Source organism: Sphingobium sp. Leaf26, assembly GCF_001421665.1.
Classification (GTDB): Bacteria; Pseudomonadota; Alphaproteobacteria; order Sphingomonadales; family Sphingomonadaceae; genus Sphingobium.
The window spans coordinates 1-24,092 of the sequence record NZ_LMKV01000008.1; the positions used below are offsets into that span (position 1 = coordinate 1).

General features: G+C 64.8%; 26 protein-coding genes and 1 pseudogene. 12 read left to right on the forward strand and 15 right to left on the reverse strand.

The genetic code is table 11. From position 1 onward, the window contains the following. Positions 1–132: 132 nt before the first annotated feature. A pseudogene (locus ASE85_RS07955) lies at positions 133–420 on the forward strand (NADH oxidase); the annotation flags it as partial. Positions 421–664: 244 nt separating this feature from the next. Here ASE85_RS07955 and infC read toward each other — a convergent pair. The 3 genes from infC to thrS form a co-directional block, all read right to left on the reverse strand. After that, positions 665–1,198 carry a translation initiation factor IF-3 gene (gene infC / locus ASE85_RS07960; protein WP_056686292.1) on the reverse strand — a complete coding sequence of 178 codons (534 nt, stop codon included), beginning with the start codon at positions 1,196–1,198 and terminating at the stop codon, positions 665–667. A gap of 154 nt (positions 1,199–1,352) precedes the next feature. Continuing rightward, positions 1,353–1,631 carry a hypothetical protein gene (locus ASE85_RS07965; protein ID WP_056686295.1) on the reverse strand — a complete coding sequence of 93 codons (279 nt, stop codon included), beginning with the start codon at positions 1,629–1,631 and terminating at the stop codon, positions 1,353–1,355. Next, positions 1,621–3,609 (reverse strand): threonine--tRNA ligase, encoded by a 1,989-nt coding sequence (thrS, locus tag ASE85_RS07970; RefSeq protein WP_056686297.1) that lies wholly within the window; start codon positions 3,607–3,609, stop codon positions 1,621–1,623. The genes ASE85_RS07965 and thrS overlap by 11 nt, the downstream gene beginning before the upstream one ends. A 176-nt stretch (positions 3,610–3,785) precedes the next feature. Here thrS and ASE85_RS07975 point away from each other — a divergent pair, with 176 nt between their 5' ends. Next, positions 3,786–4,220, forward strand: a complete 435-nt coding sequence (locus ASE85_RS07975; protein WP_056686299.1) for an ExbD/TolR family protein — start codon at positions 3,786–3,788, stop codon at positions 4,218–4,220. Between the two features lie 69 nt (positions 4,221–4,289). Next, a complete protein-coding gene (locus ASE85_RS22925; RefSeq protein ID WP_156358258.1) occupies positions 4,290–4,466 on the forward strand; it encodes a hypothetical protein in 177 nt (58 codons plus the stop codon). 1 nt (position 4,467) lies between these two features. Here the strand turns inward: ASE85_RS22925 and ASE85_RS07980 are convergent, their stop codons facing one another. Genes ASE85_RS07980 through ASE85_RS08010 form a run of 7 tightly spaced genes read right to left on the reverse strand, consistent with a single transcriptional unit; the run spans position 4,468 to position 9,981 of the window. Further along, positions 4,468–4,833, reverse strand: coding sequence for a DsrE family protein (locus ASE85_RS07980; protein WP_056686302.1), 366 nt, complete (start codon positions 4,831–4,833; stop codon positions 4,468–4,470). Then, complete coding sequence (locus ASE85_RS07985; protein ID WP_056686497.1) at positions 4,821–5,588, reverse strand: HesA/MoeB/ThiF family protein; 768 nt, start codon at positions 5,586–5,588, stop codon at positions 4,821–4,823. Before ASE85_RS07985 ends, ASE85_RS07980 begins: the two co-directional genes overlap by 13 nt. Continuing rightward, positions 5,585–5,992, reverse strand: a complete 408-nt coding sequence (locus ASE85_RS07990; protein ID WP_056686305.1) for a hypothetical protein — start codon at positions 5,990–5,992, stop codon at positions 5,585–5,587. The genes ASE85_RS07985 and ASE85_RS07990 overlap by 4 nt, the downstream gene beginning before the upstream one ends. Before the next feature lie 4 nt (positions 5,993–5,996). Continuing rightward, on the reverse strand, positions 5,997–6,452 hold the full coding sequence (gene dut / locus ASE85_RS07995; RefSeq protein WP_056686308.1) for a dUTP diphosphatase: 456 nt from the start codon (positions 6,450–6,452) through the stop codon (positions 5,997–5,999). Next, the gene (locus ASE85_RS08000; protein ID WP_056686500.1) at positions 6,427–7,701 is read right to left on the reverse strand and encodes a bifunctional phosphopantothenoylcysteine decarboxylase/phosphopantothenate synthase; all 1,275 of its coding nucleotides are present in this window, start codon (positions 7,699–7,701) and stop codon (positions 6,427–6,429) included. The genes dut and ASE85_RS08000 overlap by 26 nt, the downstream gene beginning before the upstream one ends. Next, entirely contained in the window at positions 7,701–9,242 is a 1,542-nt protein-coding gene (ubiB, locus tag ASE85_RS08005; protein WP_056686312.1) for a 2-polyprenylphenol 6-hydroxylase, read from the reverse strand. The genes ASE85_RS08000 and ubiB overlap by 1 nt, the downstream gene beginning before the upstream one ends. A gap of 7 nt (positions 9,243–9,249) precedes the next feature. Next, on the reverse strand, positions 9,250–9,981 hold the full coding sequence (locus ASE85_RS08010; RefSeq protein ID WP_056686316.1) for a class I SAM-dependent methyltransferase: 732 nt from the start codon (positions 9,979–9,981) through the stop codon (positions 9,250–9,252). Positions 9,982–10,103: 122 nt separating this feature from the next. On the opposite strand from ASE85_RS08010, the gene mutM reads away from it, so the two are divergent. From mutM to ASE85_RS08030, 4 genes are all read left to right on the forward strand, one after another. After that, a complete protein-coding gene (gene mutM, locus ASE85_RS08015) occupies positions 10,104–10,931 on the forward strand; it encodes a bifunctional DNA-formamidopyrimidine glycosylase/DNA-(apurinic or apyrimidinic site) lyase (protein WP_056686319.1) in 828 nt (275 codons plus the stop codon). A 116-nt stretch (positions 10,932–11,047) separates the two neighbouring features. Continuing rightward, positions 11,048–11,311 (forward strand): 30S ribosomal protein S20, encoded by a 264-nt coding sequence (rpsT, locus tag ASE85_RS08020; protein WP_056686323.1) that lies wholly within the window; start codon positions 11,048–11,050, stop codon positions 11,309–11,311. Positions 11,312–11,734: 423 nt separating this feature from the next. Next, positions 11,735–13,147 (forward strand): chromosomal replication initiator protein DnaA, encoded by a 1,413-nt coding sequence (dnaA, locus tag ASE85_RS08025; protein WP_056686327.1) that lies wholly within the window; start codon positions 11,735–11,737, stop codon positions 13,145–13,147. 24 nt (positions 13,148–13,171) lie between these two features. Next, the gene (locus tag ASE85_RS08030; protein WP_056686330.1) at positions 13,172–13,792 is read left to right on the forward strand and encodes a peptidylprolyl isomerase; all 621 of its coding nucleotides are present in this window, start codon (positions 13,172–13,174) and stop codon (positions 13,790–13,792) included. On the opposite strand, the gene ASE85_RS08035 is transcribed toward ASE85_RS08030, so the two are convergent. After that, positions 13,770–15,011, reverse strand: coding sequence for a dicarboxylate/amino acid:cation symporter (locus ASE85_RS08035; protein ID WP_056686334.1), 1,242 nt, complete (start codon positions 15,009–15,011; stop codon positions 13,770–13,772). The genes ASE85_RS08030 and ASE85_RS08035 overlap by 23 nt on opposite strands. Before the next feature lie 176 nt (positions 15,012–15,187). On the opposite strand from ASE85_RS08035, the gene ASE85_RS08040 reads away from it, so the two are divergent. Further along, positions 15,188–16,510 (forward strand): family 1 glycosylhydrolase, encoded by a 1,323-nt coding sequence (locus tag ASE85_RS08040; RefSeq protein WP_056686337.1) that lies wholly within the window; start codon positions 15,188–15,190, stop codon positions 16,508–16,510. Between the two features lie 76 nt (positions 16,511–16,586). Here ASE85_RS08040 and ASE85_RS08045 read toward each other — a convergent pair whose 3' ends face one another. Beyond that, positions 16,587–17,240: a DUF4136 domain-containing protein gene (locus ASE85_RS08045; RefSeq protein WP_056686343.1), complete on the reverse strand. Its 654-nt coding sequence runs from the start codon at positions 17,238–17,240 to the stop codon at positions 16,587–16,589. A gap of 290 nt (positions 17,241–17,530) precedes the next feature. Here ASE85_RS08045 and ASE85_RS08050 point away from each other — a divergent pair, with 290 nt between their 5' ends. Beyond that, positions 17,531–18,130 (forward strand): energy transducer TonB, encoded by a 600-nt coding sequence (locus tag ASE85_RS08050; RefSeq protein ID WP_056686345.1) that lies wholly within the window; start codon positions 17,531–17,533, stop codon positions 18,128–18,130. A 53-nt stretch (positions 18,131–18,183) separates the two neighbouring features. Here ASE85_RS08050 and trpS read toward each other — a convergent pair whose 3' ends face one another. The 3 genes from trpS to secB all read right to left on the reverse strand — a co-directional run bounded on the left by trpS (position 18,184) and on the right by secB (position 21,401). After that, the gene (gene trpS, locus ASE85_RS08055) at positions 18,184–19,188 is read right to left on the reverse strand and encodes a tryptophan--tRNA ligase (protein ID WP_056686348.1); all 1,005 of its coding nucleotides are present in this window, start codon (positions 19,186–19,188) and stop codon (positions 18,184–18,186) included. An 18-nt stretch (positions 19,189–19,206) separates the two neighbouring features. Beyond that, positions 19,207–20,781: a murein biosynthesis integral membrane protein MurJ gene (murJ, locus tag ASE85_RS08060; protein ID WP_056686351.1), complete on the reverse strand. Its 1,575-nt coding sequence runs from the start codon at positions 20,779–20,781 to the stop codon at positions 19,207–19,209. 119 nt (positions 20,782–20,900) lie between these two features. Next, a complete protein-coding gene (gene secB / locus ASE85_RS08065) occupies positions 20,901–21,401 on the reverse strand; it encodes a protein-export chaperone SecB (RefSeq protein WP_056686352.1) in 501 nt (166 codons plus the stop codon). A 203-nt stretch (positions 21,402–21,604) separates the two neighbouring features. Here secB and ASE85_RS08070 point away from each other — a divergent pair, with 203 nt between their 5' ends. From ASE85_RS08070 to ASE85_RS08080, 3 genes are read left to right on the forward strand one after another with little or no spacing between them, the layout of a single operon-like run. Then, a complete protein-coding gene (locus ASE85_RS08070) occupies positions 21,605–22,261 on the forward strand; it encodes a Tim44/TimA family putative adaptor protein (RefSeq protein WP_056686355.1) in 657 nt (218 codons plus the stop codon). Continuing rightward, complete coding sequence (locus tag ASE85_RS08075; RefSeq protein ID WP_056686360.1) at positions 22,258–23,520, forward strand: murein transglycosylase A; 1,263 nt, start codon at positions 22,258–22,260, stop codon at positions 23,518–23,520. Before ASE85_RS08070 ends, ASE85_RS08075 begins: the two co-directional genes overlap by 4 nt. Before the next feature lie 3 nt (positions 23,521–23,523). After that, entirely contained in the window at positions 23,524–24,087 is a 564-nt protein-coding gene (locus tag ASE85_RS08080) for a Smr/MutS family protein (RefSeq protein WP_056686365.1), read from the forward strand. Positions 24,088–24,092: the final 5 nt, after the last annotated feature.

A 24,092-nucleotide genomic window follows, 5' to 3' on the forward strand; every position in this document is an offset into this window, starting at 1 on the left:
GATCGCACTGCCACCGCCCCGCGCCACCTATCCAGTCCTGCGTAGATCGACATGGTCACCCTCCTGCATTGAAGCGTTCATGCGACTTCGTACCATACAGGAGGGTGGCTACATCAATTACGCGGTGTCCCAAAGCAAGCCTATATCTATGGTGCGCTCGACACCGGGCCGACCATCCTCGACCGCAGCTTCGGATTTAGCTGGAATGTTGGCGGCTGGTTGCTCTTCCCTTTCCTGCAAAGCGCCGCGCCGGAGGTGACGGCGCGGATGCGCGCGCGGGTGCGCGACAAGCTGACCACGACCTTCGCCAGCCAGTATAAGGCGCGGATCTCCTTGAAAGACGCGCTGACCCGCGACGCGGTGATGACCTATAATGCGCGGCGCACGGGCGAAAAATATCTGCTGGTGCCCAACGGGTAGGACTGCTGTGCGATTGCCCTGTCCTGGCGCGATTGCTGCCCCCGGCGCAGGCCGGGGTCCAGTTCCACGGTCCCAACTGGACCCCGGCCTGCGCCTGGGAACGCAATGGGTGGCGTTGCAGCCCATAGCCTGATGTTGCCGACTGCGGCAGTTCTGATGGGCCTGCAAAGTACCCCTGAAAACCAAAAAGGGCGGGGTCTGAATCCAGACCCCGCCCTTTTTGCGGTTCGTGCGATCGAACGGCTTATTTCGGTGCCAGCACCATCAGCATCTGGCGGCCTTCCATGCGGGGATAGGCTTCCACCTTCGCGATTTCCTGCACATTTTCGGCCACGCGCTGCAACAGGGCCATGCCGAGCTGCTGGTGGCTGAGTTCGCGGCCACGGAAACGCAGGGTGATCTTCACCTTGTCGCCGTCGCCGATGAAATCATGGACCTTCTTCATCTTCGTATCATAGTCATGATCGTCGATGTTCGGACGCATCTTGATCTCTTTGAGTTCCTGCGTCTTCTGGGTCTTGCGGGCGATATTCGCCTTTTTCTGGGCTTCGTACTTGAACTTGCCGATGTCCAGGAACTTGCAGACCGGCGGGTCGGCATTCGGAGACACTTCGACCAGGTCCAGGCCCACATCGGCCGCCTGTTCGATCGCTTCCTGCGTAAACATCACACCCAGATTTTCGCCTTCATCATCAATCACGCGCACCTTTGGCACGGTGATGAATTCATTATAGCGAGGGCCGGACTTCGGCGGCGGCGCCAGCGGGCGGCGCATCATCGGGGGACGTATAGCAGTATCTCCTTCGGTCGTTTCAGAAACGAGTGGCTCTTAGCGGCTTTTAGGCAAAGCCGAAAGGGGTCCGTGCTGCCGCCGTAACGGAATCACGAACCCTTGTGGCATTGCTGCCTCACCGCATGTCGGGTTTGCAGGTTCAGATGTCAAGGAAGAGGGAGATCATAAACAGCAGAAAAGGGGCTGCGGCGATCGTTGCCGTAATGGTGAGCGCTGTTCTGGGCCATTTCCGGCGTAACAGAGCAAGTACGACCATCAGCACGATGCCGCCGAAGAAAACGTAGAATGTCGGCGGCGGGCCGGAAAGATGGTGATGAAAGAGGGTGGCGGCGATAGACCATAGAACGGTTTCGGCGCCGATCAGGAACAGCGCGGCGGAAAAGGCCGCGCTGCCCGGCTGATCTTCGTTATACGCCATGCAAATCCGGGGCACGGGCCTCAATTGCAAGACGTGAAATCACATCGTCCAGCGAAAGGAGGCTTTGCCCCTCCTTGCCCAGTTCGCGCAGCGCCACCGTGCCTTCGTCCGCTTCGCGCCGGCCGACGACCAGCAGATTGGGCACCTTGGCCAGCGAATGTTCGCGCACCTTGTAATTGATCTTCTCGTTGCGGACGTCGATTTCCGCGCGGATTCCGGCGGCCCGCAGCTTCTCGACGGCCTGCCTGGCATAGTCGTCCGCGTCCGACACGATGGTCGCGACGACGGCCTGCACCGGTGCCAGCCAGAGCGGGAACTTCCCGGCATAATGCTCGATCAATATGCCGACGAAACGCTCATAGCTGCCAAAAATGGCGCGGTGCAGCATGACTGGGCGGTGCCGTTCGCCATCTTCGCCGACATAGCTGGCGTCGAGTCGTTCGGGCAGCACGCGGTCCGACTGAATCGTGCCGACCTGCCAGGTGCGCCCGATCGCGTCGGTCAGATGCCATTCCAGCTTGGGCGCGTAGAAGGCGCCTTCGCCCGGCAATTCTTCCCAGCCGAACTCCGGAGTGTTCAGGCCGGCGGCGGCAACCGCAGTGCGCAGTTCCTCTTCCGCCTTGTCCCACATCTCTTCGCTGCCGAAGCGCTTTTCGGGGCGCAGCGCCAGCTTGATCGAGTAGGTGAAGCCGAAATCCTTGTAGATGCGGTCGGCCAGCGCGCAGAAGGCGCGGACTTCCTCGACGATCTGGTCTTCGCGGCAGAAGATATGCGCGTCATCCTGCGTGAACTGGCGCACGCGCATCAACCCGTGCAGCGCGCCATGCGGTTCGTTGCGATGGCAGCAGCCATTTTCGTAGAAACGCAGCGGCAGGTCGCGATAGCTTTTGATGCCCTGCTTGAAGATCAGGATATGCGCCGGGCAGTTCATCGGCTTCAACGCCATCCAGTTGGCGTCGTCCGACACCAGCGGGCCTTCGTCCGCGACGTTGGGCACTTCGTCGGGGATCACGAACATATTTTCGCGATATTTGCCCCAATGGCCGGATTGCTCCCACTGGCGCGCGTCCATCACCTGCGGCGTCTTGACCTCGCGATAGCCCGCCGCGTCGATGGCGCGGCGCATATAGGCTTCCAGCTCGCGCCAGATCAGATAGCCCTTGGGGTGCCAGAAGACAGACCCATGCGCTTCCTGCTGAAGATGGAACAGGTCCATCTCCGCGCCCAGCTTCCGATGGTCGCGCTTGCCCGCTTCCTCCAGCCGCGTCAGATGCTCGCCCAGTTGCTTCTTGTTCAGCCAGCCGGTGCCGTAGATGCGGCTGAGCATCGCGTTCTTCTGATCGCCGCGCCAGTAAGCGCCCGACACGCGCGTCAGCTTGAACGCGGCCGGGTCCAGCTTGCCGGTGGAAGCGAGGTGCGGGCCGCGGCACATGTCGTACCAGCCATCCCCCGAATGATAGACGGTCAGTTCCTCGCCCTGCGGCAGTTCGGCGGCCCATTGCGCCTTGAACGTCTCGCCAGCAGCCTCCCATTGCGCGATCAGCGTATCGCGGGCGATGACTTCGCGGATCAGCGGCTTGTTGGCGGCGATGATCCTGCGCATCTCCGCCTCGATTCCGGGAAGGTCTTCCTCGGTAAAGGGGCGGTCCTTGGGCGCGAAATCATAATAGAAACCATCGTCCGTCGCCGGGCCGAAGGTGATTTGCGTGCCGGGGAACAAAGCCTGCACCGCTTCGGCCAGCACATGGGCGAAATCGTGCCGCGCCAGTTCCAGCGCATCGGCCTCGTCCTTGCTCGTCACCAGTGCGAGGTTCGCGTCCTGCTCCAGCGGGCGACCGATATCGCGCAGTTCGCCATCGACGCGCGCGGCGATCGCGGCTTTCGCCAGACCCGGCCCGATCGCCGCTGCAATATCCGCCGGGGTAGTGCCGGGCGCGACTTCACGCACGGAACCGTCGGGCAGGGTGATCTTGAGCATGGCGGACAAGGGACAAGTCTTTCTGTGAAAAGGCGTGATTGCGCGGCCTGAAATAGCCGCGCCTTCCCCATAAATGGGCGGTCGGTCCTGTCAATAGAACCCCTCTTGCCAAGATGCCACAGGCGGCGCATCATTGATGTGCTGATATATCATATTTTCAGCTTATGGAGGGACGTATGGCTTTGAGCTTTGCAACACCCCAGTCGGGCGATCAGGGGACGCCCATTTCCGATCTGAACACTACGCCGCTGATCGACGTGATGCTGGTGCTGCTGATCATGTTCATCATCACCATCCCGATCCAGACGCATAGTATCGGCATCGACCTGCCGGGTCAGGCAACCGAACAGCCGATCGCCATGAACCCGGTGAAGAACAAGGTGACGATCGACGCGGGCGGCGTGATCCGCTGGAATGGGGCCGCGATCGACCGGCTGACATTGCGCCGTTATCTGGCCACCTCGCTACGCCTGCCGGTCGAACCGGAATTGCAGTTCCAGCCGGACGCGGACGCCCGCTACCTGACCGTCGATGAAGTGCTGGCCGATATCAAACGGTCCGGCGTCACCAACCTCGGCTTTGTCGGCAACGAACGCTACCAGGACTTCTGACAGCCTCTGTGCCTTGTTCCCCGCCTGTGCAGCCTGTAGGCAGGGCCGCATGGAAAGGGGGCAGGGCGCATGAAATCCGTTCGATATGGTCTGATCGCGTTCTTCTGCCTCGGCGCCGTCTGGGGCGTGACGCATATGGCGACCCTGCCGGCATCGAATGGTGCCGGCATCCCCGGCTTCGCCGCCGCGCCCTCCGCCCGGCACCATGGTCAGGGCAATTGGCGTTACCTGCCGGTTCTTCGATAAGTCACGCCATCAACAGGCGGACATCGTCGTCCATCTGTTGCAGAAAGCCGATCGGTCCGCCGACGCCGACGCCTTTGGGCAATTCCGCCGCCGACATGCCGCAGAGCGCCAGTCCGCTCTGGCAGGCGGAGATCGTTACGCCCAGATCCAGCGAATCGGCCAGCAGCGCGGCCAGATCGGGCAGGCCCGCCGCCCGATGATCGCCATCGCGCGGGGCAACTACCGGCGGTCGCAGCAACGCCACGGCATCGAGTTGCAGGAAGATCGCCGCCGCGCCGCCCAGCGCCGCCTGCGCCGCCGCCAGTAGCAGAGCGCCGCGCAGCCGCTCCGCATCGGCGGTCGTGACGACAATGGTCAGTCCGCGCATAGTTCGGCGGCGCAGCCGGAGCAGGCCGGGTCTTTGGGGACGTCCACCGTGCGGAACCGCATGGAGAGCAGGTCGGCGATCAGCAACCGCCCCGCCATGTCGGTCCCGAACGGCACCAGCGCCCTGATCGCCTCCAGCGCGGCCAGGCTGCCCATCGCGCCGGTCAGCGCCCCGATCACGCCGGTTTCGGCGCAGTTGCGTTCCGGCGCATCCTGTGGCGCGCCGACCAGGCAGCGATAGCAGGGCTTGTTCGATTCCCAGCCGCGATAGGTGGCGATCTGCCCCTCGAACGGGCCGACCGCTGCCGACACCAGCGGTATGCGCAGCCGCTGGGTCGCGTCCGCCACCGCCAGCCGCGTGTCGAAATTGTCGCAGCCGTCCAGCACGACGTCCGCTTCCCGCAGGACCAGGTCGGCATTGGCCGCATCGATCCGCGCGTTGATGGGAACCAGCTTCACATCGGGATTAAGCCGGGCGACGGCCGCCATCGCGGCCTCGGCCTTGGGCGCACCGACATCGGTGGTGCCGAACAGTATCTGGCGCTGAAGGTTGGACAGCGCGACCGAATCATCGTCGATCACGCGGATGGTGCCGACGCCCGCCGCCGCCAGATAGAGGATCGCCGGACTGCCGATGCCGCCCGCGCCGATCACCGCCACATCGGCGGACAGCAGCCGGGCCTGACCCGCGCCGCCTATTTCCTTGAGGATGATGTGCCGGGCATAACGCTCCAGTTGCGCATCGCTCAGCGTCACGGCGCGTCGGACCACAGGAAACGGACCTGCGAGCGCATCCAGTGCGGTTCCGCCGCGCCATCCTTGGGGAAGGAGCCACGCAACGTGCCCAATATGCGGCTGCTCACGAACTTTTCCACTTCGGGGCAGCGGGCGTTGACCGGTGCGATCTTCAACGGCTTGCCGTCGCCCGACAGCAGGAACAGCATGTCGATCTCCAGCAGTTGCGATCCTTCATGGTTGACCGCACCGCTGCATTCGCCCCGTCGATAAAGGCGGGCGATATCGTCCGACCATCGCGGTGAAATCTTGCGCCCCAGCCAGCCGTCGATCACGGGGACGCTACCCAGATCCTGCGGCATCGGCGGCGTGGCGTCCGGCACGGGAGTCGCGGCGGCCAGCATCAGCGAAAGCAGCATCGTCATCGCATCACACTCCTGTCGAACCGAACCCGCCCTCTCCGCGAACGGTATCGTCCAGACTATCGACTTCGGCGAAGCTGGCAAGCTGGACCGGCGCCACCACCAGTTGCGCGATCCGGTCGCCGCGCGCGATCAGGAAGGGTGCGTCGCCCAGATTGATGAGGATGACCTTCAATTCGCCGCGATAATCGGCGTCGATCGTGCCCGGCGTGTTGGGCAGGCTGATGCCATGTTTCAGCGCCAGGCCAGAGCGCGGGCGCACCTGCACCTCATAGCCTTCGGGGATCGCCATGGCAAAGCCGGTCGCCACCGCATGGCGGCCGCCCGGTTGCAGTATCAACTCCTCCGCCGACACCACATCCATGCCCGCCGCATGGGCGGTGGCATAGGCCGGCACCGGCAATCCCTCTCCATGGGGCAGGCGCTTGAGCTGGATTTCAATGGGGGCGAGCGGAGAGGGCATGGGCAACCTTTTCGATGAGTTTTTCGGCCACCTCCCCCTTGGGCAGGACGGGCCATGTTTCGATACCGGCGGCGCTGACGATCTGCACGGCGTTGGAATCGCCACCCATCACGTCACCCGACACGTCATTGGCGACGATCCAGTCCGCGCCTTTTTTTGCGAGCTTGGCCCGCGCATGGTCCGCGATCTTCTGCGTTTCGGCGGCGAAACCGACAAGCAGGGCGGGGCGCTGCGCATGATGGCCAAGCGTCGCGAGGATGTCGGGATTCTCGACCAGCGCCAGCGGGGCGGGCTGGCCCGATCCATCCTTCTTCAGCTTCTGGTCGGCGGCGTCAGCGGTGCGCCAGTCGGCCACGGCGGCGACCATGATCGCCGCGTCGGCGGGCAGGGCGGCTTCGACGGCGGCCAGCATCTGCCGCGCCGTCTCCACATCGACCCGATCGACCCCGGCCGGCGTCGGCAGATGGACGGGGCCGGCGACCAGCGTGACCCGTGCGCCGGCCTTTGCGGCGGCGGCGGCGATGGCGAAGCCCTGCTTGCCCGAAGAGCGATTGGCGATGTAGCGCACCGGATCGATCGGCTCATGCGTCGGCCCGGCGGTGATCAGGATATGCCGGCCTTTCAAGGCACCGTTTGTATCGAGCGACGTCACGATATGCGGCGCATCCGCCGCGAAATCGGGCTGGTCCGCCAGAAGGTCGGAAGGCAGGGGCTGGGCGAGCAACCGCGCAATGTCCGTCGCAATCGCTTCGGGTTCGGGCAACCGCCCCTTGCCAAATTCGCCGCAGGCCATCGCGCCGTCATCCGGCTCCATCACATGCACGCCATCGGCCCTCAGCCGGCTCAGGTTCCGCTGGGTCGCCTTGTGATGCCACATCCGAACATTCATCGCTGGCACGACCAGCACCGGCTTGTCGGTGGCGAGCAGCAGCGTCGTCGCCAGATCGTCGGCGATGCCGTTGGCCATCTTGGCCAGGATATTGGCGGTCGCGGGCGCCACCACGACCAGATCGGCCTGCCGGCTAAGCTGGATATGCCCGATCTCGCGCTCGGCCTTCAGGTCGAACAGATCGTCATAGACCTGATCCTCGGTCAGCACCCCAAGTGACAGCGGCGTCACGAACTGCTTTGCGCTCTCCGTCAGCACCGCCCGCACCGCGATCCCCCGCTTGCGCAGCGCCCGCACCAGTTCGAGCGACTTGTAGGCGGCTATACCGCCCGATACGATGAGGAGGACGCGCTGCTGGATCATAGATGCAGATGTAGGAGCGCGGAACCCAGCACGCCAGCCGCCGCCGCGATCAGCGCCACCGCCGCATAACGCCAGCCGCCGCTCACGCGGATCAGCTTTACCTCGCTCAAGGGCGGAGGGGGCGGTGCGCCGCCCTTTTCGGGGAAGGCGTCCTCGATCCGCTTGACCAGACCCGGCAACCGCTGGAGCGTGCGCCAATTCTCGATCAGCGTGTCGGCGGCCTTGGCCTCCGGCCCCAGTTCGTCGCGCAGCCAGCCCTTTACATAGGGGCCGCTCGTTTCCCACATATTGATGTCGGGATCGAGGCTGTGGGCGACGCCCTCCACCATCACCATCGTCTTTTGCAGCAGCAGCAGGTGCGGCTGGGTCTGCATGTCGAAGTCGCGGGTGATGGCGAACAGCCCGTCCAGCATCCCGCCGACCGACAATTCGCTGGCTGCCTTGCCGCGCATCGGCTCGCCCACGGCGCGCAATGCGGTGGCGAATTCCGCGACATTATGATGGCCGGGCACATATTGCGCCTCGAAGTGGATCTCCGCCACACGCTTGTAATTGCCGGTGATCAGGCCGTAGAGAATTTCCGCCAACCACATGCGCGCACGCCGGTCGATCCGGCCCATGATGCCGAAATCGATCGCGACGATATCGCCATCGGCCCGCACGAACAAATTGCCCTGGTGCATGTCTGCGTGGAAGAAACCCTCCGCAATCGCCTGCCGCAGGAAGGCGTTGACGAGCCGGGCGGCGAGATCCTTTACATCATGACCCGCCGCGATCAGCGCATCGCGATCGGAAATCTTGATCCCGTCGATCCACTCCATCGTCATGACCTTGCCGGTCGTGCGGTCCCAGTCGATGGCGGGGATGCTGTATCCGGGCATCGCCTCCATCGCTTCGGCCAGTTCGGAGGCGGAGGCGGCTTCGCGCCGCAGGTCCAGTTCGCGCGCGGTCCAGCGTTTGAGGTTCGCGATGACGAGGCGGGGGCGCAGGCGCGCGATTTCGCCGCCCAGTTGCTCGACATGGGCTGCGGCCCATTCATAGGTCTGGATGTCGCGGTTGAACTGGTCGATCACGCCGGGCCGGATTACCTTGACCGCGACGTCGCGGCCGTCGGTGGTCAGCGCGCGATGCACCTGCGCGATCGAGGCCGCACCGACCGGCACCTCGTCGAACCGACTATACAGGGCCTCCAGCGGGCGGCCGAAGCTCGTCTCGATCTGCGCCCGGATCGTGTCGAACGGCACGGGGGGCAGGGCATCCTGCAAGCGCAGCAGATCGTTGGCGGCATGATCGCCGACCAGATCGGGCCGGGTCGCAAGCGTCTGGCCCAGCTTGATCGCGGCCGGACCGATCGACTGGAAAGCATCGGCATAGCGCGGCTGCTTGGGCACGCGCGCGCCGAAACGGGCGATGCGGACGAGGCGACGGACCGGGCCGGGCGTCAGGGGATCGCGTTCGATCCCCGTCAATGCGCCATGCCGCGCCAGCGTGCGGCCCCATTTTACGAGGCGCCAGAGATGCGTGATATGTGCGGTCATGCGGGCTTCAGATCTTCCAGCCCGAATGAATGGCGACCAACCCGCCCAGGATCGGCTCGACCTTCGTGTTCACGAAACCGGCCTCGCGGATCATGCTCTCGAACTTGGGCATGGGCGGGAAGCGGCGGATCGATTCGATCAGATAGCGATAGCTGTCGGCATCATTGGCGAACAGCTTGCCCAGATGCGGCACCAGCTTGTGCGAATAGACGTCATAGACGTCCGAAAAGCCCGGCCATGTCGTGGTGGAAAATTCCAGACAGAAGAAGCGCCCGCCAAATTTCAGCACCCGGTTCGCCTCGCGCAGCGCCTGGTCGATATGAGTCACGTTGCGGATGCCGAAGGCGATCGTATAGGCGTCAAATTCCCGGTCGCCGAAGGTCAGTTGCTCGGCATTCTGCTCCGACCAGATCAGGCCGTCATAGCCCTTCTTCTGCGCCCGCTCGACGCCCACGGCCAGCATTTGCGGATTGATGTCCGACACCGTCACCTGTGCGCCATGCTTGCGCATGCGGAACGCGATGTCGCCGGTGCCGCCTGCCATGTCCAGAATCTGCTCGCCGGCGCGGGGCTTTACCCGGCGCACGAACTGATCCTTCCACAGCCGATGCGCGCCGCCCGACATGGCGTCGTTCATCAGGTCATATTTGGCCGCGACGTTGGAGAAGACTTCGCGGACCATGCCCTGTTTTTCGGTGGCATCGACGTCGCGATAGCCGAAGGATGCTGTTTCGCTCATGCACTTCGCTCTAGCCGCAGTTCCAACGCCATGCCAGCGCGAACGCGAAGGCTGGACGCTTTGGCTGCATGCCCCGTCGCAGGCCCTGTCGCAGCACGGCTTTAGTCCCTACATGACACCGCATGCCTGAGCTTCCTGAAGTCGAAACCACCGTCGCTGGCCTGCGCTCCGTGCTGGAGGGCAGCGTGCTTACCCGCGTGGAACCGCGCCGTGCCGACCTGCGCTGGCCGATCCCGGTCGACCTGCGCCAGCGGCTGACGGGCGCAACGGTGACGGGCCTGTCGCGCCGCGCCAAATATGGTCTGATCGAAACCGATCGCGGCGACATGATGATCTTTCATCTCGGCATGTCGGGCCGCTGGCGAATCGACCCGGCGGAGATCGGCACGCACGATCATCTGCTGCTGGAAACCGGGCCAAAAGACACAGGGAAGGGCCATGTGCTGGCGCTCAACGATGCGCGCCGATTCGGATCGCTCGATCTGGTGCGATCGGATGCGTGGCAAAGCTATACACCCTTCACGCGCATGGGGCCGGAGCCGCTGGGACCGGATTTCGATACCGCTTATATGGTCGGGGCGCTCAGCGGCAAGGCAACCTCGATCAAGGCGGCGCTGCTGGATCAGCGGATCGTGGCGGGCCTTGGCAATATCTATGTGTGCGAGGCGCTGAATATGGCCGGCATCGCCCCGACTCGGGCGGCAGGCAAGATCAGCCGGGCGCGGCTTGCTGTTCTGGTTGAAGCGATTCGCGATGTCCTGGCCGCCGCCATCGTCGCAGGCGGTTCCACCCTGCGCGATTATGCGCGGCCGGATGGCGAACTGGGCTATTTCTCCAAACAATGGCGCGTCTATGGGCGGGAGGGCGAATCCTGCCTGTGCGGCGGCACGGTCCAGCGCCGGGTGGATGGTGGTCGATCGACCTTCTTCTGCCCCAAATGCCAGAAATAGCGTTGGCCGAATCCGTTGACGCCTGCCCCGAACCTCTGTAAGGGGCGCACCTTCACGAGGCATGTCGGTTGTTCGGCGGGCCTCTTCCCGAGATTTGATGAGAACCGAGGAATAGAATGGCCAATACGCCGCAAGCCAAGAAGCGCATCCGTCGCAACGAGCGTCGCGCCGCAATCAATGGCGCCCGCATCAGCCGGATCCGCACCCTGGTGAAGAAGGTGGAAGCCGCCGTCACCGCCGGTGACAAGGATGTCGCTGCAACCGCCCTTCAGGCCGTCCAGCCCGAACTGGCCCGCGGCGTCGCTCGCGGCGTGCTGCACAAGAACACCGCGTCGCGCAAGTTCGGCCGCCTGACCAAGGCTGTCAGCGCGCTCGCCTAAAAGCCTCCGGCTTTTCTGACGCATTAAAGGCCCGCCCCGGCTATCGGGGCGGGCCTTTCGTCGTTTCTTCACAATAACGTCATTTTCACGATCGACCTATTTCCCGCGATTCGACGCACTGCCGCATAAGTGATCGGCAATAAATCTTTGAAAATACGCCATAATTTTATTGTCGGCGGATTCCCGCCGCTTTACCGAGTCAACGGCTTTATTTCACTTTTTTGAACCACGCTGCCCTTGATCCCGCGAAGCAGGCCCGTCTATTTTTGAAATCCGGCTGCTGTCGAATCACCTTGAAGCGGCCGTCATGTGAGATCGATCATCGTGGAGAATCCGGAAACGGGGGCGTTTCCGGATTGGGCTTCTTGCGTCTTTTTTCCTGCCCGAAGTCGGGGGGCACAGTTGGTAGGGTCGTTTACGTCTATGAAGGATATTGTGCGCGTGGTTGGTTGGCAGGACGGACAGGTGGACAAGGCCGATGCCGGTCTGGAATCCGCCTGGATCGCCATCCGCACCGGCCTGCGCCGCGATGTCGGCGCGCGGATGTTCGACCAGTGGCTCAAGCCCGTGCGGCTGGGCGACTATTGCGCCGAATCGCAGACGCTCGACCTGCTGGTGGCCAGCGATTTCAGCGCCAATTTCGTGTCCGGCCAGTTTGGCGACCGCTTGCGCATGGCCTGGCGCAGCGCCGGTGTGAGCGTGCGCGAAGTGCGCCTGCGCCACGCCCCTGACGTGGCCGGCCCGCGCCTGCTCGAAATCGTGTCTGTCGAAGCGGCAGCCGCCGCGCCGGCCGAAGCCGCGATCATCCCCATCGCCTCCAACTTCCTGCCGCGCCACGGTTTCGAGGAATTCGTGACCGGCGACACGAACCACCTGGCTTTCTCGGCGGCGCAGGCGATGGCGGGCGAAGCCACGCCGCGTTTCAGCCCGCTCTTCATCCATGGCGGGACCGGCCAGGGAAAGACGCACCTGCTCCATTCGATTGCACGCGCCTTTTCCGCCCACAGCCCGTCGCAGGCCGTGCTCTACATGTCGGCCGAGCGCTTCATGGTCGAATTCGTGAACGCGATGCGCGCCAACGAAACCATGGCGTTCAAGGGCCGGCTGCGCGCCGCGCGCCTGCTGCTGATCGACGATATCCAGTTCATCGCTGGCAAGGGATCGACGCAGGAGGAATTTCTCCACACGATCAACGACCTGATCGACACCGGCGCGCGCATCGTCGTCACCGCCGACCGGGCGCCGCAACTCCTCGAATCGATCGACCCGCGCATCCTGTCGCGTCTGGCTGGCGGCCTTGTCGCCGACATCCAGCCGGCTGGACTCGACCTGCGCCTTGCGATTCTTGAAGCCAAGCGCGCGGTAGCGGGCGATCCGCCGGTGCCCGACGCCGTCATCGACTTCCTCGCTCGCTCGATCCGGTCGAACGTGCGCGAACTGGAAGGCGCCTTCAACAAGCTGGTCGCCTATGGCCAGTTGACCGGGCGCTCGATCGACCTCGACTTCGCGCAGCAGATGCTGGCCGATACCGTGCGCGCCAATGCCCGCCGTATCACCGTGGACGAGATCCAGAAGGCGTGCGCTGCGCATTTCAAGATCGACCCGTCGGAGATGCGTTCCAAGCGCCGCGCCCGCGCCGTCGCCCGCCCGCGTCAGGTGGCCATGTACCTCGCCAAGAAGATGACGCCGCGCTCGCTGCCCGAAATCGGCCGCATCTTCGGTGGCCGCGATCATAGCACCGTGATCCATGCCGTGCGCACGATCGAGGCGCTGCGCGAAAGCAACCCGGACATGGATGCCGACGTCCGCGCGTTGCAGCGCCTGCTGGAAGGCTGAAGCGCATCAGGTTAGGCTGGCGGCATGATTCGCCAACTAGCCCTGCTGCTTGCCACCCTGCTCACCCTCTCGCCCGTCGCGGCGCAGACGGAGCCAGCCGCGCCGCCTGTGCCAGCATCCCATGACGTGCGGGTCGCGCTCGATACCAGCGCCGGCCCGATCATCGTTTCCGTCCATGTGGACAAGGCGCCGGTCACCGCCGCCAATTTCCTGAAATATGTCGACCAGAAGCGGTTCGACGGCACCGCCTTCTACCGTGGTGTGGGCGCGGCCGATTATGGCTTCGTGCAGGGCGGGGCGCAAAATGATCCGAAACGGATACTGCCGCCGATCAAGCATGAGCCAACGACGCAGACCGGCCTCACCCATGATGACGGCGCGCTGTCCATGGCCCGCTATGCGCCGGGCAGCGCGACCGGCGACTTCTTCATCGTGCTGGGCAAGATGCCGGGCATGGACGCCCAACCGCAGCAGGCCGGCGGCGACAATCAGGGTTTCGCCGTCTTCGCCCATGTGGTGGAGGGGCTGGATGTGGTGAAGGCGATCCTTGCCGCGCCCAAGTCCGCAACAGCCGGGGAAGGCGTGATGAAGGGCCAGATGCTCGAAGCGCCCATCCGTATCGTCACGGCGCGGCGGGTGCCCTGATCGCCGCCTGATCCACGATGCGTCCCGCCGCCATGTCTGCGGTGACATTGCCCACCGTGCGGAAGATGTCGGGCACCGTCTCCACCGCCAGCAGGAGGGGCAGCGCCTCCACCGGCACGCCCATGGCCAGGCAAATGGGGCCGGTGGTGGTGAAGAAGGTGATCTGGCTGGGCAGGCCGACCGCCGCCAGACTGACGATCGCAGCGACCAGCACCCCCATCGCCAGTTGCCCCGGACCCAGCACCACGCCGTTCATCGCCGCCACATAGAGGGCGACGCCCAGATTGGCCGGTGGGCTGGTAATGCGGAACAGCGATATGGCGAGCGGCAGGACGATGCTGCGCGTCGTTTCCCGCACATCGAGAGGCCCGTCGCTCGCCTGAATCATCGCGGGTAGGGACGCAATCGAGCTTTGCGTCGAAAAAGCGATGGCTTGCGCGGGCAGGGCGGCGCGGACGAAGCGGCCCAGCCCGATACGCCCGGCGATCATCACCAGCGGATAGACGAGCAGCGTCACGACGATGCAGATCAGCACGATGAAGCCGATATAATGGAGCAGCGCCCCCGCCGTCGCGAGGCCCGACCGTGCGCCCGCGACCAGCGCCAATGCAAAGACGCCGACCGGCGCCAGCCACAGCACCCAGCCGACCACGACCAGCAGCGCATCGGCCAGCGCCTGAAAAAAGCCGGTCAGCAGCACGCGCCGCGCTTCGGCAATGCGGGTGACGGCAAAGCCGAAGATCAGCGCGAACAGCACAACCGCCACCACCTGCCCCTCACTGGCGGACTTCAATGGATTGACCGGGATGAAACCCAGCAGCCATTCGGCCGACGGGCGCACATCCGGGACTTCGGCGATGCTTTCCGCGCCCGCCAGCGCGCCGACGGCGCCGGCCGGCACTGGCCAGAGATGCAGCATCAACGGTCCCACCAGCGCCGCGACCGCTGCCGATCCGACCAGCAGGATCGCGAAAAGCGCGATCGCGCGCCCGGCCATGCCGTTGATCCGCGCGCTGGTCGCCGCCTGGGTGATGCCCGTCACCAGCAGCGCGAAGATCAGCGGAATGAGCGGCATCTGCAATCCACCCAGCCAGGCCTTGCCGATCGGCTGGGCCAGCGCCACGATATCGTCGCCCCATGCCCCACCGCCCTCCGCCAGCGCGATCCCGCAGGCCAGGCCCAGCACAAGCGCGATCAGGATGCGGACGGTCAGGGACATGGGCGTGATTTTCCTTGGGCAGGCTGCCCCCATGGCAACGGCCCGACACAGGCTATCCGCTATGCCCGCGCTGCACAGCGAAAAAATAAGGGAGCGCCTCTTGCTCAATCATATTAAGAATAATAGTTCTAAATTAGAAGGCGGTTGCAGATGCCGCCCCATGACGGGAGAGGGACATGCTGAACCGCCGAACCTTGCTGGCCGCCGCTGCGGCCACCGCCGCCGCCACGCCGGCCCTTGCCAGAAAGGCTGCGGCCTTCAACCCGGCCTTCCCGCAAGACTTCCTGTGGGGTGCCGCCACCGCCGCACATCAGGTGGAGGGCAATAATAGCAATAGCGACATCTGGGTGATGGAGCATAGCAAGCCCAGCGTCTATGTGGAGCCATCGGGCGATGCCGCGAACAGCTTCGCGCTCTGGCCGACCGATCTCGACATCGTAAAGGCCATGGGCCTCAACGCCTATCGCTTCAGCCTCGAATGGGCGCGGATCGAACCGGCGGACGGCGAATTTTCGGTCGCGATGCTCGATCATTACAAGGCGATGATCGCCGGTTGCCGGGCGCGGGGGCTGCATCCGGTCGTCACCTTCAACCATTTTTCGACGCCGGCCTGGTTCGCAGCGCGGGGCGGCTGGGCCAATCCGCAGTCGCCGCAGCTCTTCGCCCGCTATTGCGACCGGGCGGCCCGCCATCTGGCGGGCGAGATCGGCCATGCGCTGACGCTGAACGAACCGAACCTGACCGGCCTGCTCGGCATCGTGCTGCCACCCGGCATCGGCGACAGGCTGATGGACGCGGACCGCGCGATGCAGGAAGCGGCGGCGAAGGCCCATGGTGTCGCGAAGTTCCAGGCAGGCAACGCCCTCTGGATCGAGGATGTGCCGACCACCACCGCGAACATGCTGAAAGCGCACAAGGCCGGGCGGGACGCGATCAAGGCGGTGCGGCCCGGCCTGCCGGTGGGCGTTAGCCTTGCCATCATCGACGACCAGCCGGTCGGCCGGAACAGCATCCGTGACGCGATGCGCGCCAAGCTCTACGAACCCTGGCTGAAGGCTGCGCGAGGCGACGATTTCGTCGGCGTGCAGAATTACGAACGCTCGCTATGGGACGACAAGGGCCGCCTGCCGCCGCCCAGGGGATCGGTGGTGAATGACGCAGGATCGGAAGTCTATCCCGCCTCGCTCGCCGGCGCGGTGCGCTATGCCCATCAGGTCAGCGGCGTGCCGGTGATCGTCACCGAACATGGCGTCAACGCCTCCGACGATGCGATTCGCGCGCGCCTGATTCCGGCCGCGCTGACCGAACTGAAAAAGGCGATGGACGATGGCGTGCCGGTGCACGGCTATCTCCACTGGTCGCTGGTCGACAATTTCGAGTGGGTGTTCGGCTATGGCCCGAAATTCGGCCTGCACAGTCTGGACCGCACGACCTTCGCCCGGACGGCCAAGCCCAGCGCGGCGGTGCTGGGCGCCATCGCCCGGCGCAATGCAATCTGAATTGATCGCACCAACAAAAAGGCCCGGCGCTTCCGATGAAGCGCCGGGCCTTTTTGTGTCTCGTCCGAGCCTGCGCTCAGCCCTTCTTTTCGGGCGGCAGCGTGACCCGCACATCTTCGCCGCTCTGACCGGGGAAGTTGGTGAACATCACGTCGATCAGGTTCGGCACCAGATAGGTCAGCTTGTTCGACAGCGACTGGGCGCTCGCCTTGCCCTCGAACAGGCGGCGATTGTCCGCCGCGCGGTCGATCTTCAGGCTGAGGTCGCTGGTATAGACGGTGTAGCTGGACACGTCGTTATAGCCGGCGCCGCCGAACAGCCAGGGATCATAGAAGCCATAGCCCCACGGACGACCCCAACGACCGCCGAAGCCGCCGCCCCATGGGCCACCACCCCAGCCGCCACCACCAAAGCCAGTGGAGCGCACCTTCTCGCGGCCATTGTCGACATCATAGGCGACGCGCACGATCAGGTCGGCGCGGGCCGGATCGCTGGCGGCGACATAGCCGGTCTGGGCCAGACGCTGGCCGACCAGATCGGCATAATGGGCGAACTCCAGGCCGCCGGCCAGACGCGGATCGTCCGCGACGACGGTGTAGCTCTGCCCGGCGGGGGCAGGGAGTTGCTGGAAACGGGCGACATTGGCCTTGAAACCCGTGGCGCAACCGGACAGCGCCACCAGCGCCAGAGCGGGCGCTGCGATCAGGCCGAACTTCTTGAAACGAGCCATGTTTTTACGTCCTATTTCAGGCGAACCCGCCTGCGACCATCTTAGCGCCCTGTCATAGCAAAACGCAACTGAACATCGTTTGAACGCGCGAACCCATCGAACGGGCGCAAAACCATGTCCTGCCATCTACGACGCTGCGGAAATGGCTATTCCGTCCCCCAAAGAAAAGGGGCCATCCCTTCGGACGACGTCTGTGGCTTTGGTGCATCAGTCCAGGCGGCTCACCCCGGCTGTCTGCGAAAGCCTTTATAGGACTGGAAAATAATCGCCCGATCGAACAGACATGCCGGATGATCCGATCCTGCCGCATCCTTCTCGTCCTGCCCCTCCTGCTCGCCGCCGCTTCGCCCGAACCGGCGGAGCGGGCGAAGCCACGGTCCAGTCCGGGCGCGTGGCTGACCGATGCGGACTATCCCGCTGATGCCCAGCGCCAGCAACAGGATGGCATGGCGGGGTTCCGGCTGGATATCGACCCGACGGGCACGCCAACCCACTGCACGATCACTTCAAGCACCGGCGTAGCCAGTCTGGACGATGCGACCTGTGCCCGCATGATGGAGCGGGCGCGCTTCACCCCTGCAAAGGATGCCAATGGGCGAGGGGTGGCCGATATCTATAATGGCCGGATCACATGGCGACTGCCCGATCGTGACGACGGCATACGGCCGCTGCCGCCCATGCCCTACCGCCAGCAGGTGACGTTCACCGTAGATTCCGACGGGATCGCGTTCGACTGTAGCATCACGCTGAATGGAGCGACGACCGCGAATTCGGCCCAGTGCGCGGATATCATGTCGCATCGCTATGTCCCGCAGCAGGATGCCGCAGGCAAGCCGGTGGCCCAGCGCGTTCGCATGACGACGACCTTCGACAAGGTCGATACGCCGTGACGCTGTGACGACCCGCGGCGGGCATCGCCGCCAGTCGTCACGATATCAGCGCGTCAGCGCATAAGCCCCATCGCGTCATAAGCCGCGCGCAACGTCGGCTCCGCCGCGGCCGCCGCCTTGGCCGCGCCCTTGTCCAGGATCGCGTCGAGCGCGGCGTCTTCGGTGCGCAATTCCATGAACCGTTCGCGGATAGGACGCAGCGTTTCCACCAGCACCTCGCCCAACGCCGGCTTGAACGCGCCAAAGCCCTTGCCCGCAAATTCGGCGCACACTTCGTCCGTCGTCCGCCCGGTCAGGGTCGCCAAGATGCCGACCAGATTACCGGCTTCGGGACGACCCGCCAGCCCTTCGGCCGTTTCGGGCAACGGTTCGGGATCGGTCTTGGCCTTCTTCACCTTGGTCATGATCGCATCATCATCGTCGGTCAGGTTGATGCGGCTCATGTCGCTGGGGTCGGACTTGGACATTTTCGCGGTGCCGTCGCGCAACGACATGATGCGCGCCGATTCCCTGGGGATGATCGGCGCGGGCAGGGTGAACAGCTCGACGCCGAAGTCGGTGTTGAACTTGGTCGCGATGTCGCGGCACAGCTCCAGATGCTGCTTCTGGTCCTCACCCACGGGCACATGGGTCGCGTTATAGATCAGGATATCGGCGGCTTGCAGCACCGGATAGACGAACAGGCCGACCGAAGCCCCCTCGCGATCCTTGCCCGCCTTGTCCTTGAACTGGGTCATGCGGTTGAGCCAGCCGATCCGCGCCGTGCCGTTGAGCAACCAGCAGAGTTCCGCATGGGCCGGCACCCGCGCCTGATTGAACAGCACGGAACGATCCGGGTCGATCCCTGCGGCGACCAGCGCGGCGGCCATGTCGCGGACATTGCGGATACGCTGCTCGCGCCCTTCATGCACGGTGATCGAATGCATGTCGGCAAGGAAGAAGAAACACTGGCTGTCGGCGTCCATCTCATCCTGCATCCGCACCCAGTTGCGGATCGCGCCCAGGTAATTGCCAAGGTGCAGATTGCCGGTGGGCTGGATGCCGGAAAGGACGCGCATGGGTAGATCCGTTCTTCTTCAGGTTGCACTTTTGCGGCGCATCAGCGCCTTGATATCGGACAGCCGATAGGCCCCCGTGACGACCGACGCCAGCCCGTAAAGCGCCACGCCCGCGCCGACCAGCAGGCTGAGCGCGACATAGCGCTGCACCATCGCCCCGGTCAGCCAGGGATCGAGCAGGCCCTTGCCGGCCCACAGCGCCACGCCCATGACGATCGCGGCGATCGCCAGCCGGGGCAGGCGACGGCGCAGCCCGGCATCGGCCGCGAAATGGCCGCGCTTCACCAGCGTTGTATAGAGCATGGCGACATTGACGGTGGAGGACAGAGCGGTCGCCAGCGGCGGGCCGATATGACCCAGCGTCGGGATCATGGCGAGATTGCCGACGATGTTGATGACGATCGACAGCATGGCATACCGCACCGGGGTCTTCGTATCGCCGCGCGCATAATAGCCCGGCGTCAGCACCTTCACGAGCACATAGCTGGGCAGGCCGATCGAGAAGGCCGACAGCGCCCAGCCGCACCGCATCGCATCCTCGGCCGTGAAGCGGCCATATTGGAACAGGCCGCGCACGATCGGTTCAGCGACGACCAGAAAGGCGACAGTCGCCGGCAGGGTCAGGAACAGGGCGAGTTCGATGCCCCGGTTCTGCGTCTCCATCGCCTCGGCCTCCTGCCCTTTGGACAGCATGCGCGAAATGGTGGGCAGCAATATCGTGCCAAGCCCGATGCCGATCAGACCCAGCGGCAACTGGTTCAGCCGGTCGGCGTAATAAATATAGGTGATCGACCCCGACGCCAGCAGCCAGCCGGACAACGCCGTGGAAATCAGCAAATTGATCTGTGACGCGCCCGCCCCTGCGGCGGCAGGCAATATCTTGCGCAGCAATTCGCGCACATCGCCGTCGAGGCGCGGGCGTTTCAGCGTCATCGACACGCCCGACCGCTTGCACGCCCAGATCAGCCAGAGCAGTTGCAGGGCGCCGCCGATCGTCACCGACATGGCCTGCACCCGCGCCGTTTCATATTCGTCGGCGCCATGGAAAAACCACAGTCCTGCGATCATCGCGACGTTGAGCAGAATGGGCGCGGCGGCATTGACCCAGAATTTGTCGAGCGAATTGAGGATGCCGCCCAGCAGCGAGGCCAGGGAGATCAATGCCAGATAGGGAATGGTGATGCGCGACAGGGTGACGGCGAAGGCGAACTGCTCCGCGCTCGGATTTTGTCGTGAAAAGCCACCCGACAGCGCCCAGGTGATCGGCCAGGCAGCCGCGATCAGGACGATCGTGAACAGGATCAGCACCGGCAGCAGTACCGCCAGCGCCCGCTCGGCAAAATCATAGCCGGCCGGCAATCCGCCTTCGCCCGCCGCCTTCTTGTTGAACAGCGGGATGAAAGCTGCGGAAAACGCGCCCTCGGCAAACAGCGCGCGGAACATGTTGGGCAGGCGAAACGCCACGCCATTGAAAGCGTCCGACGCAAAGCCCGCGCCGACATAGCGCGCCGCCAGCGAATCGCGCACCAGCGCAAGGACGCGGCTGGCGAGGGTAAGGCCCCCGACGGAGCCAAGGGCGCGAACGAGTTTCATGCGCTTAACCCCTGATCCGTTCGCCCTGAGCCTGTCGAAGGGCTCCCTTGTTCTTTCGCAGAGCAGGAGCGGGTTTCGACAGGCTCAGCCCGAACGGCGTTGGGGGTCATCGCAAATTATCAGGCGTGGCCGGCCGGCTCGCCAGCGGTCACTTCCATCTGCTCGGCTTGCTGGAGGTACAGCGAACCGAAATCGATCGGGTCGAGCAGCAGCGGCGGGAAGCCGCCGTCGCGGATCGCATCGGCCAGCACGCGGCGGGCGAAGGGGAAGATGAGGCGCGGCGCTTCGGCCAGCATGAAGGGCTGGACCTGGTCTTCGGGCACGTTGCGCATGCCGAACAAAGCGGCATAAAGCAGTTCCACGGCAAAGGCGGTGCCCTGCGGCGCGACTGCCTTCACTTCGATCTTCAGCGCGATTTCCAGCACGTCATCAGCGACGCGCTCGGCGCCGATATTGAACTGCACGTCGATCTGCGGCTGGTCCTGCCACTGATATACGGCCGGTGCGTTCGGGTTCTCGAACGACAGATCCTTCACATATTGGCTGATCAGCGCGATCTGCGGCGCGGTGTCGGCGCCATTGCCCAGGTTCGTGGTGATGTGATCCGTTGCGTCGGCCATGCTCTTCCCTTGACTTTCCTCTGGTCCGGCGGCGGGAAGCCCCCGAATATCTCGACCCGCGCGCTTAGCAGGGGCTTTGGGGCAGGGCAATGGCGCGACTGAGGGCGGCGAAGCGCAATCGGCACAAGCCCCTATTTGAAACTGCGCGCAAACATGCCTATGTTGGCCGGAACATTATCCCACACAAAAGGGTATAGCCTTCCGTGTATGTGATCGTCATCCTCGCCATGATCGCCGGTTTTCTGGCGCTGCGGCTCTATTCCGTGCTGGGCAAGCGCACTGGCCACGAGCAGGAGCCTGCGCCGCGTCCCGCCGATGAGCGTGCCAAGATGACGGTGCTGCAACCGGGCCTCCCCACGCAGAATAGCGGCGACTCGGTCCGCCTCGCCGATGGCCTGATCGGTCCCGGCGCGGAAAATGGCGTGCGCGCGTTGATCGCCAGCGACCGCAATTTCGACGTTCCGCAATTCGTGGACGGCGCCAAGAGCGCCTACAAGATGGTGCTGGAGGCCTTCTGGCGCGGCGACCGTGATGAACTGGCCTGGCTGTGCGACGATGACGTCCGCGCCTCGTTCGAGGAAGCGATCGCCGCCCGCGAAGCTGACGGCCATGTCCTCGACAACCGGCTGGTCCGCATCGAAAAGGCGCAGATCGTCGAAGCGTCGGTCGATGGCCGCATTGCCGAAATCGCCCTGCGGTTCGAGGCGGATATCGCCGCCGTCACGCGCGACAAGGACGGCAATGTCGTTGCCGGTTCGCTCACCGACGCGGTCGGCACCAAGGATATCTGGACCTTCACCCGCGACATCCGCAGCGCCGATCCCAACTGGAAGCTCAGCGAAACCGACGAAGCGGCATGATCGCGCGCCAGTCGGGGGCAGCGCTGCTTGCGGCGCTGATGCTGTCTGCCTGCACGGGCGGCATGATCCCACCTTCTGCCGGCGGTCCCGCGCCGGCCCGCCCGGTGACGTCGGGTGGTTCGAGCGGACAGGCAACCCCTCCCGTGCCCGCCACGCCGCGCCCGACCCTTCCGATCGATCTGCCGGCCGAGCCGGCGCTCGACAAGGCGACGGCCGCCGGCCTTGGTGTCACGCGCGGTCCCGACATTGCCAGCCTCATCCCCTCGGGCGAACGCTCGCGCCTCGCGCTTGCGGCCTTCCGCATCAGTTGTCCTACGCTGATGCGCCGCGCCGACGCCAGCGGCCTGACGCGCGGATCGGACTGGAACAGCGCCTGCGCCGCCGCCTCTAGCTGGCCCGAAGCCACGGCCAGCGAATTTTTCTCCCGCTATTTCGAAGCGGTGCAGGTGGGCGACGGCACCGCGTTCGTCACCGGCTATTATGAACCGGAAATCAGTGGATCGCGCACCCGCCAGCCGGGCTATGACGTGCCCATCTACCGTCGCCCGACCGACCTGATCGACGTCGATCTCGGCCAGTTCAGCGACAGCCTCAAGGGCCGCACCATTCGCGGCAAGGTGAATGGCACGAAGTTCGTTCCCTATGACGACCGCAGCCAGATCGTGTCCGGCACGCTCGCCGGGCGTGGCCTTGAACTCGCCTATGCCGCCGATCCGGTCGAATTCTTTTTCCTTCAGGTACAGGGCAGCGGACGGCTGAACCTGCCCGACGGCGGCGTCATGCGTATCGGCTATGACGGGCAGAATGGCCGCGACTATACCGGCATCGGCAAGCTGATGAAGGATCGTGGCCTGATCCAGGCCGGGTCGATGCAGGACATCATGCAATATCTGCGCGCCCATCCGGCCGAAGGCGCGGCAATCATGAACGAGAATAGAAGCTTCGTGTTCTTCCGCGAACTGACCGGCGCCGGGCCACTCGGCGCGCTCGGCGTACCCGTCACGCCCGAAGCGACCGTCGCGGCCGATCCCAAATTCATCCCGCTCGGCGCGCCGGTGCTGCTCTCGCTCGACCGGGCCGAACCCAATGGCATCTGGATCGCGCAGGATACCGGCGGCGCGATCAAGGGCGCCAACCGTTTCGACAGTTTCTGGGGCGCGGGCGCCCGCGCGCGCGGAATCGCCGGCGGCATGTCCGGGCGCGGCAGCGCGCTCATCCTGTTGCCGATCGGATCGACGGCCCGCCTCGCCAGGCCCTGATCCATGGCCCGGCGGCGGCTGTCCAAGGATGAAGCGGCGCTCTGGACAGCGCTCGCCCGGACGGTAAGGCCGCTCCGCCCGACCGCGCGCGCGGTCAGCGTGCCTGTCACGCCTTCCATGGACCAGTTGATCGACGCGCCGGTCATGGCAGGATCCGGCAAAACAGGGTTAACGGCCGCCCCGTCCCGGACGATTGTCGCGCCGCCCGCGCGCACCCCTGCCGCGGTGCTCGACAGTGGCTGGGAACGGCGTATCCGTAGCGGCACGATCAGCCCGGACATGAGCATCGACCTGCACGGCCACACCCTGTCGATGGCCCATGCGCGTCTTAACCAGGCGATCGCCCAGGCCCTGACACGCGACGTCCGCGTGCTGCTGGTCGTCACCGGCAAACCGCCGAAAAGCGCGGGCGCAGACGGCGCGTCGCGGCGTGGCGCGATCCGGGGGGAGATCGGCCACTGGCTGGAAACCAGCCCCTATGCCGATCGGATCGCCAGCGTCCGCGTCGCCCATCCGCGCCATGGCGGCGACGGCGCGATCTACTTGATATTGCGCCGCAAAAAATGACCCAT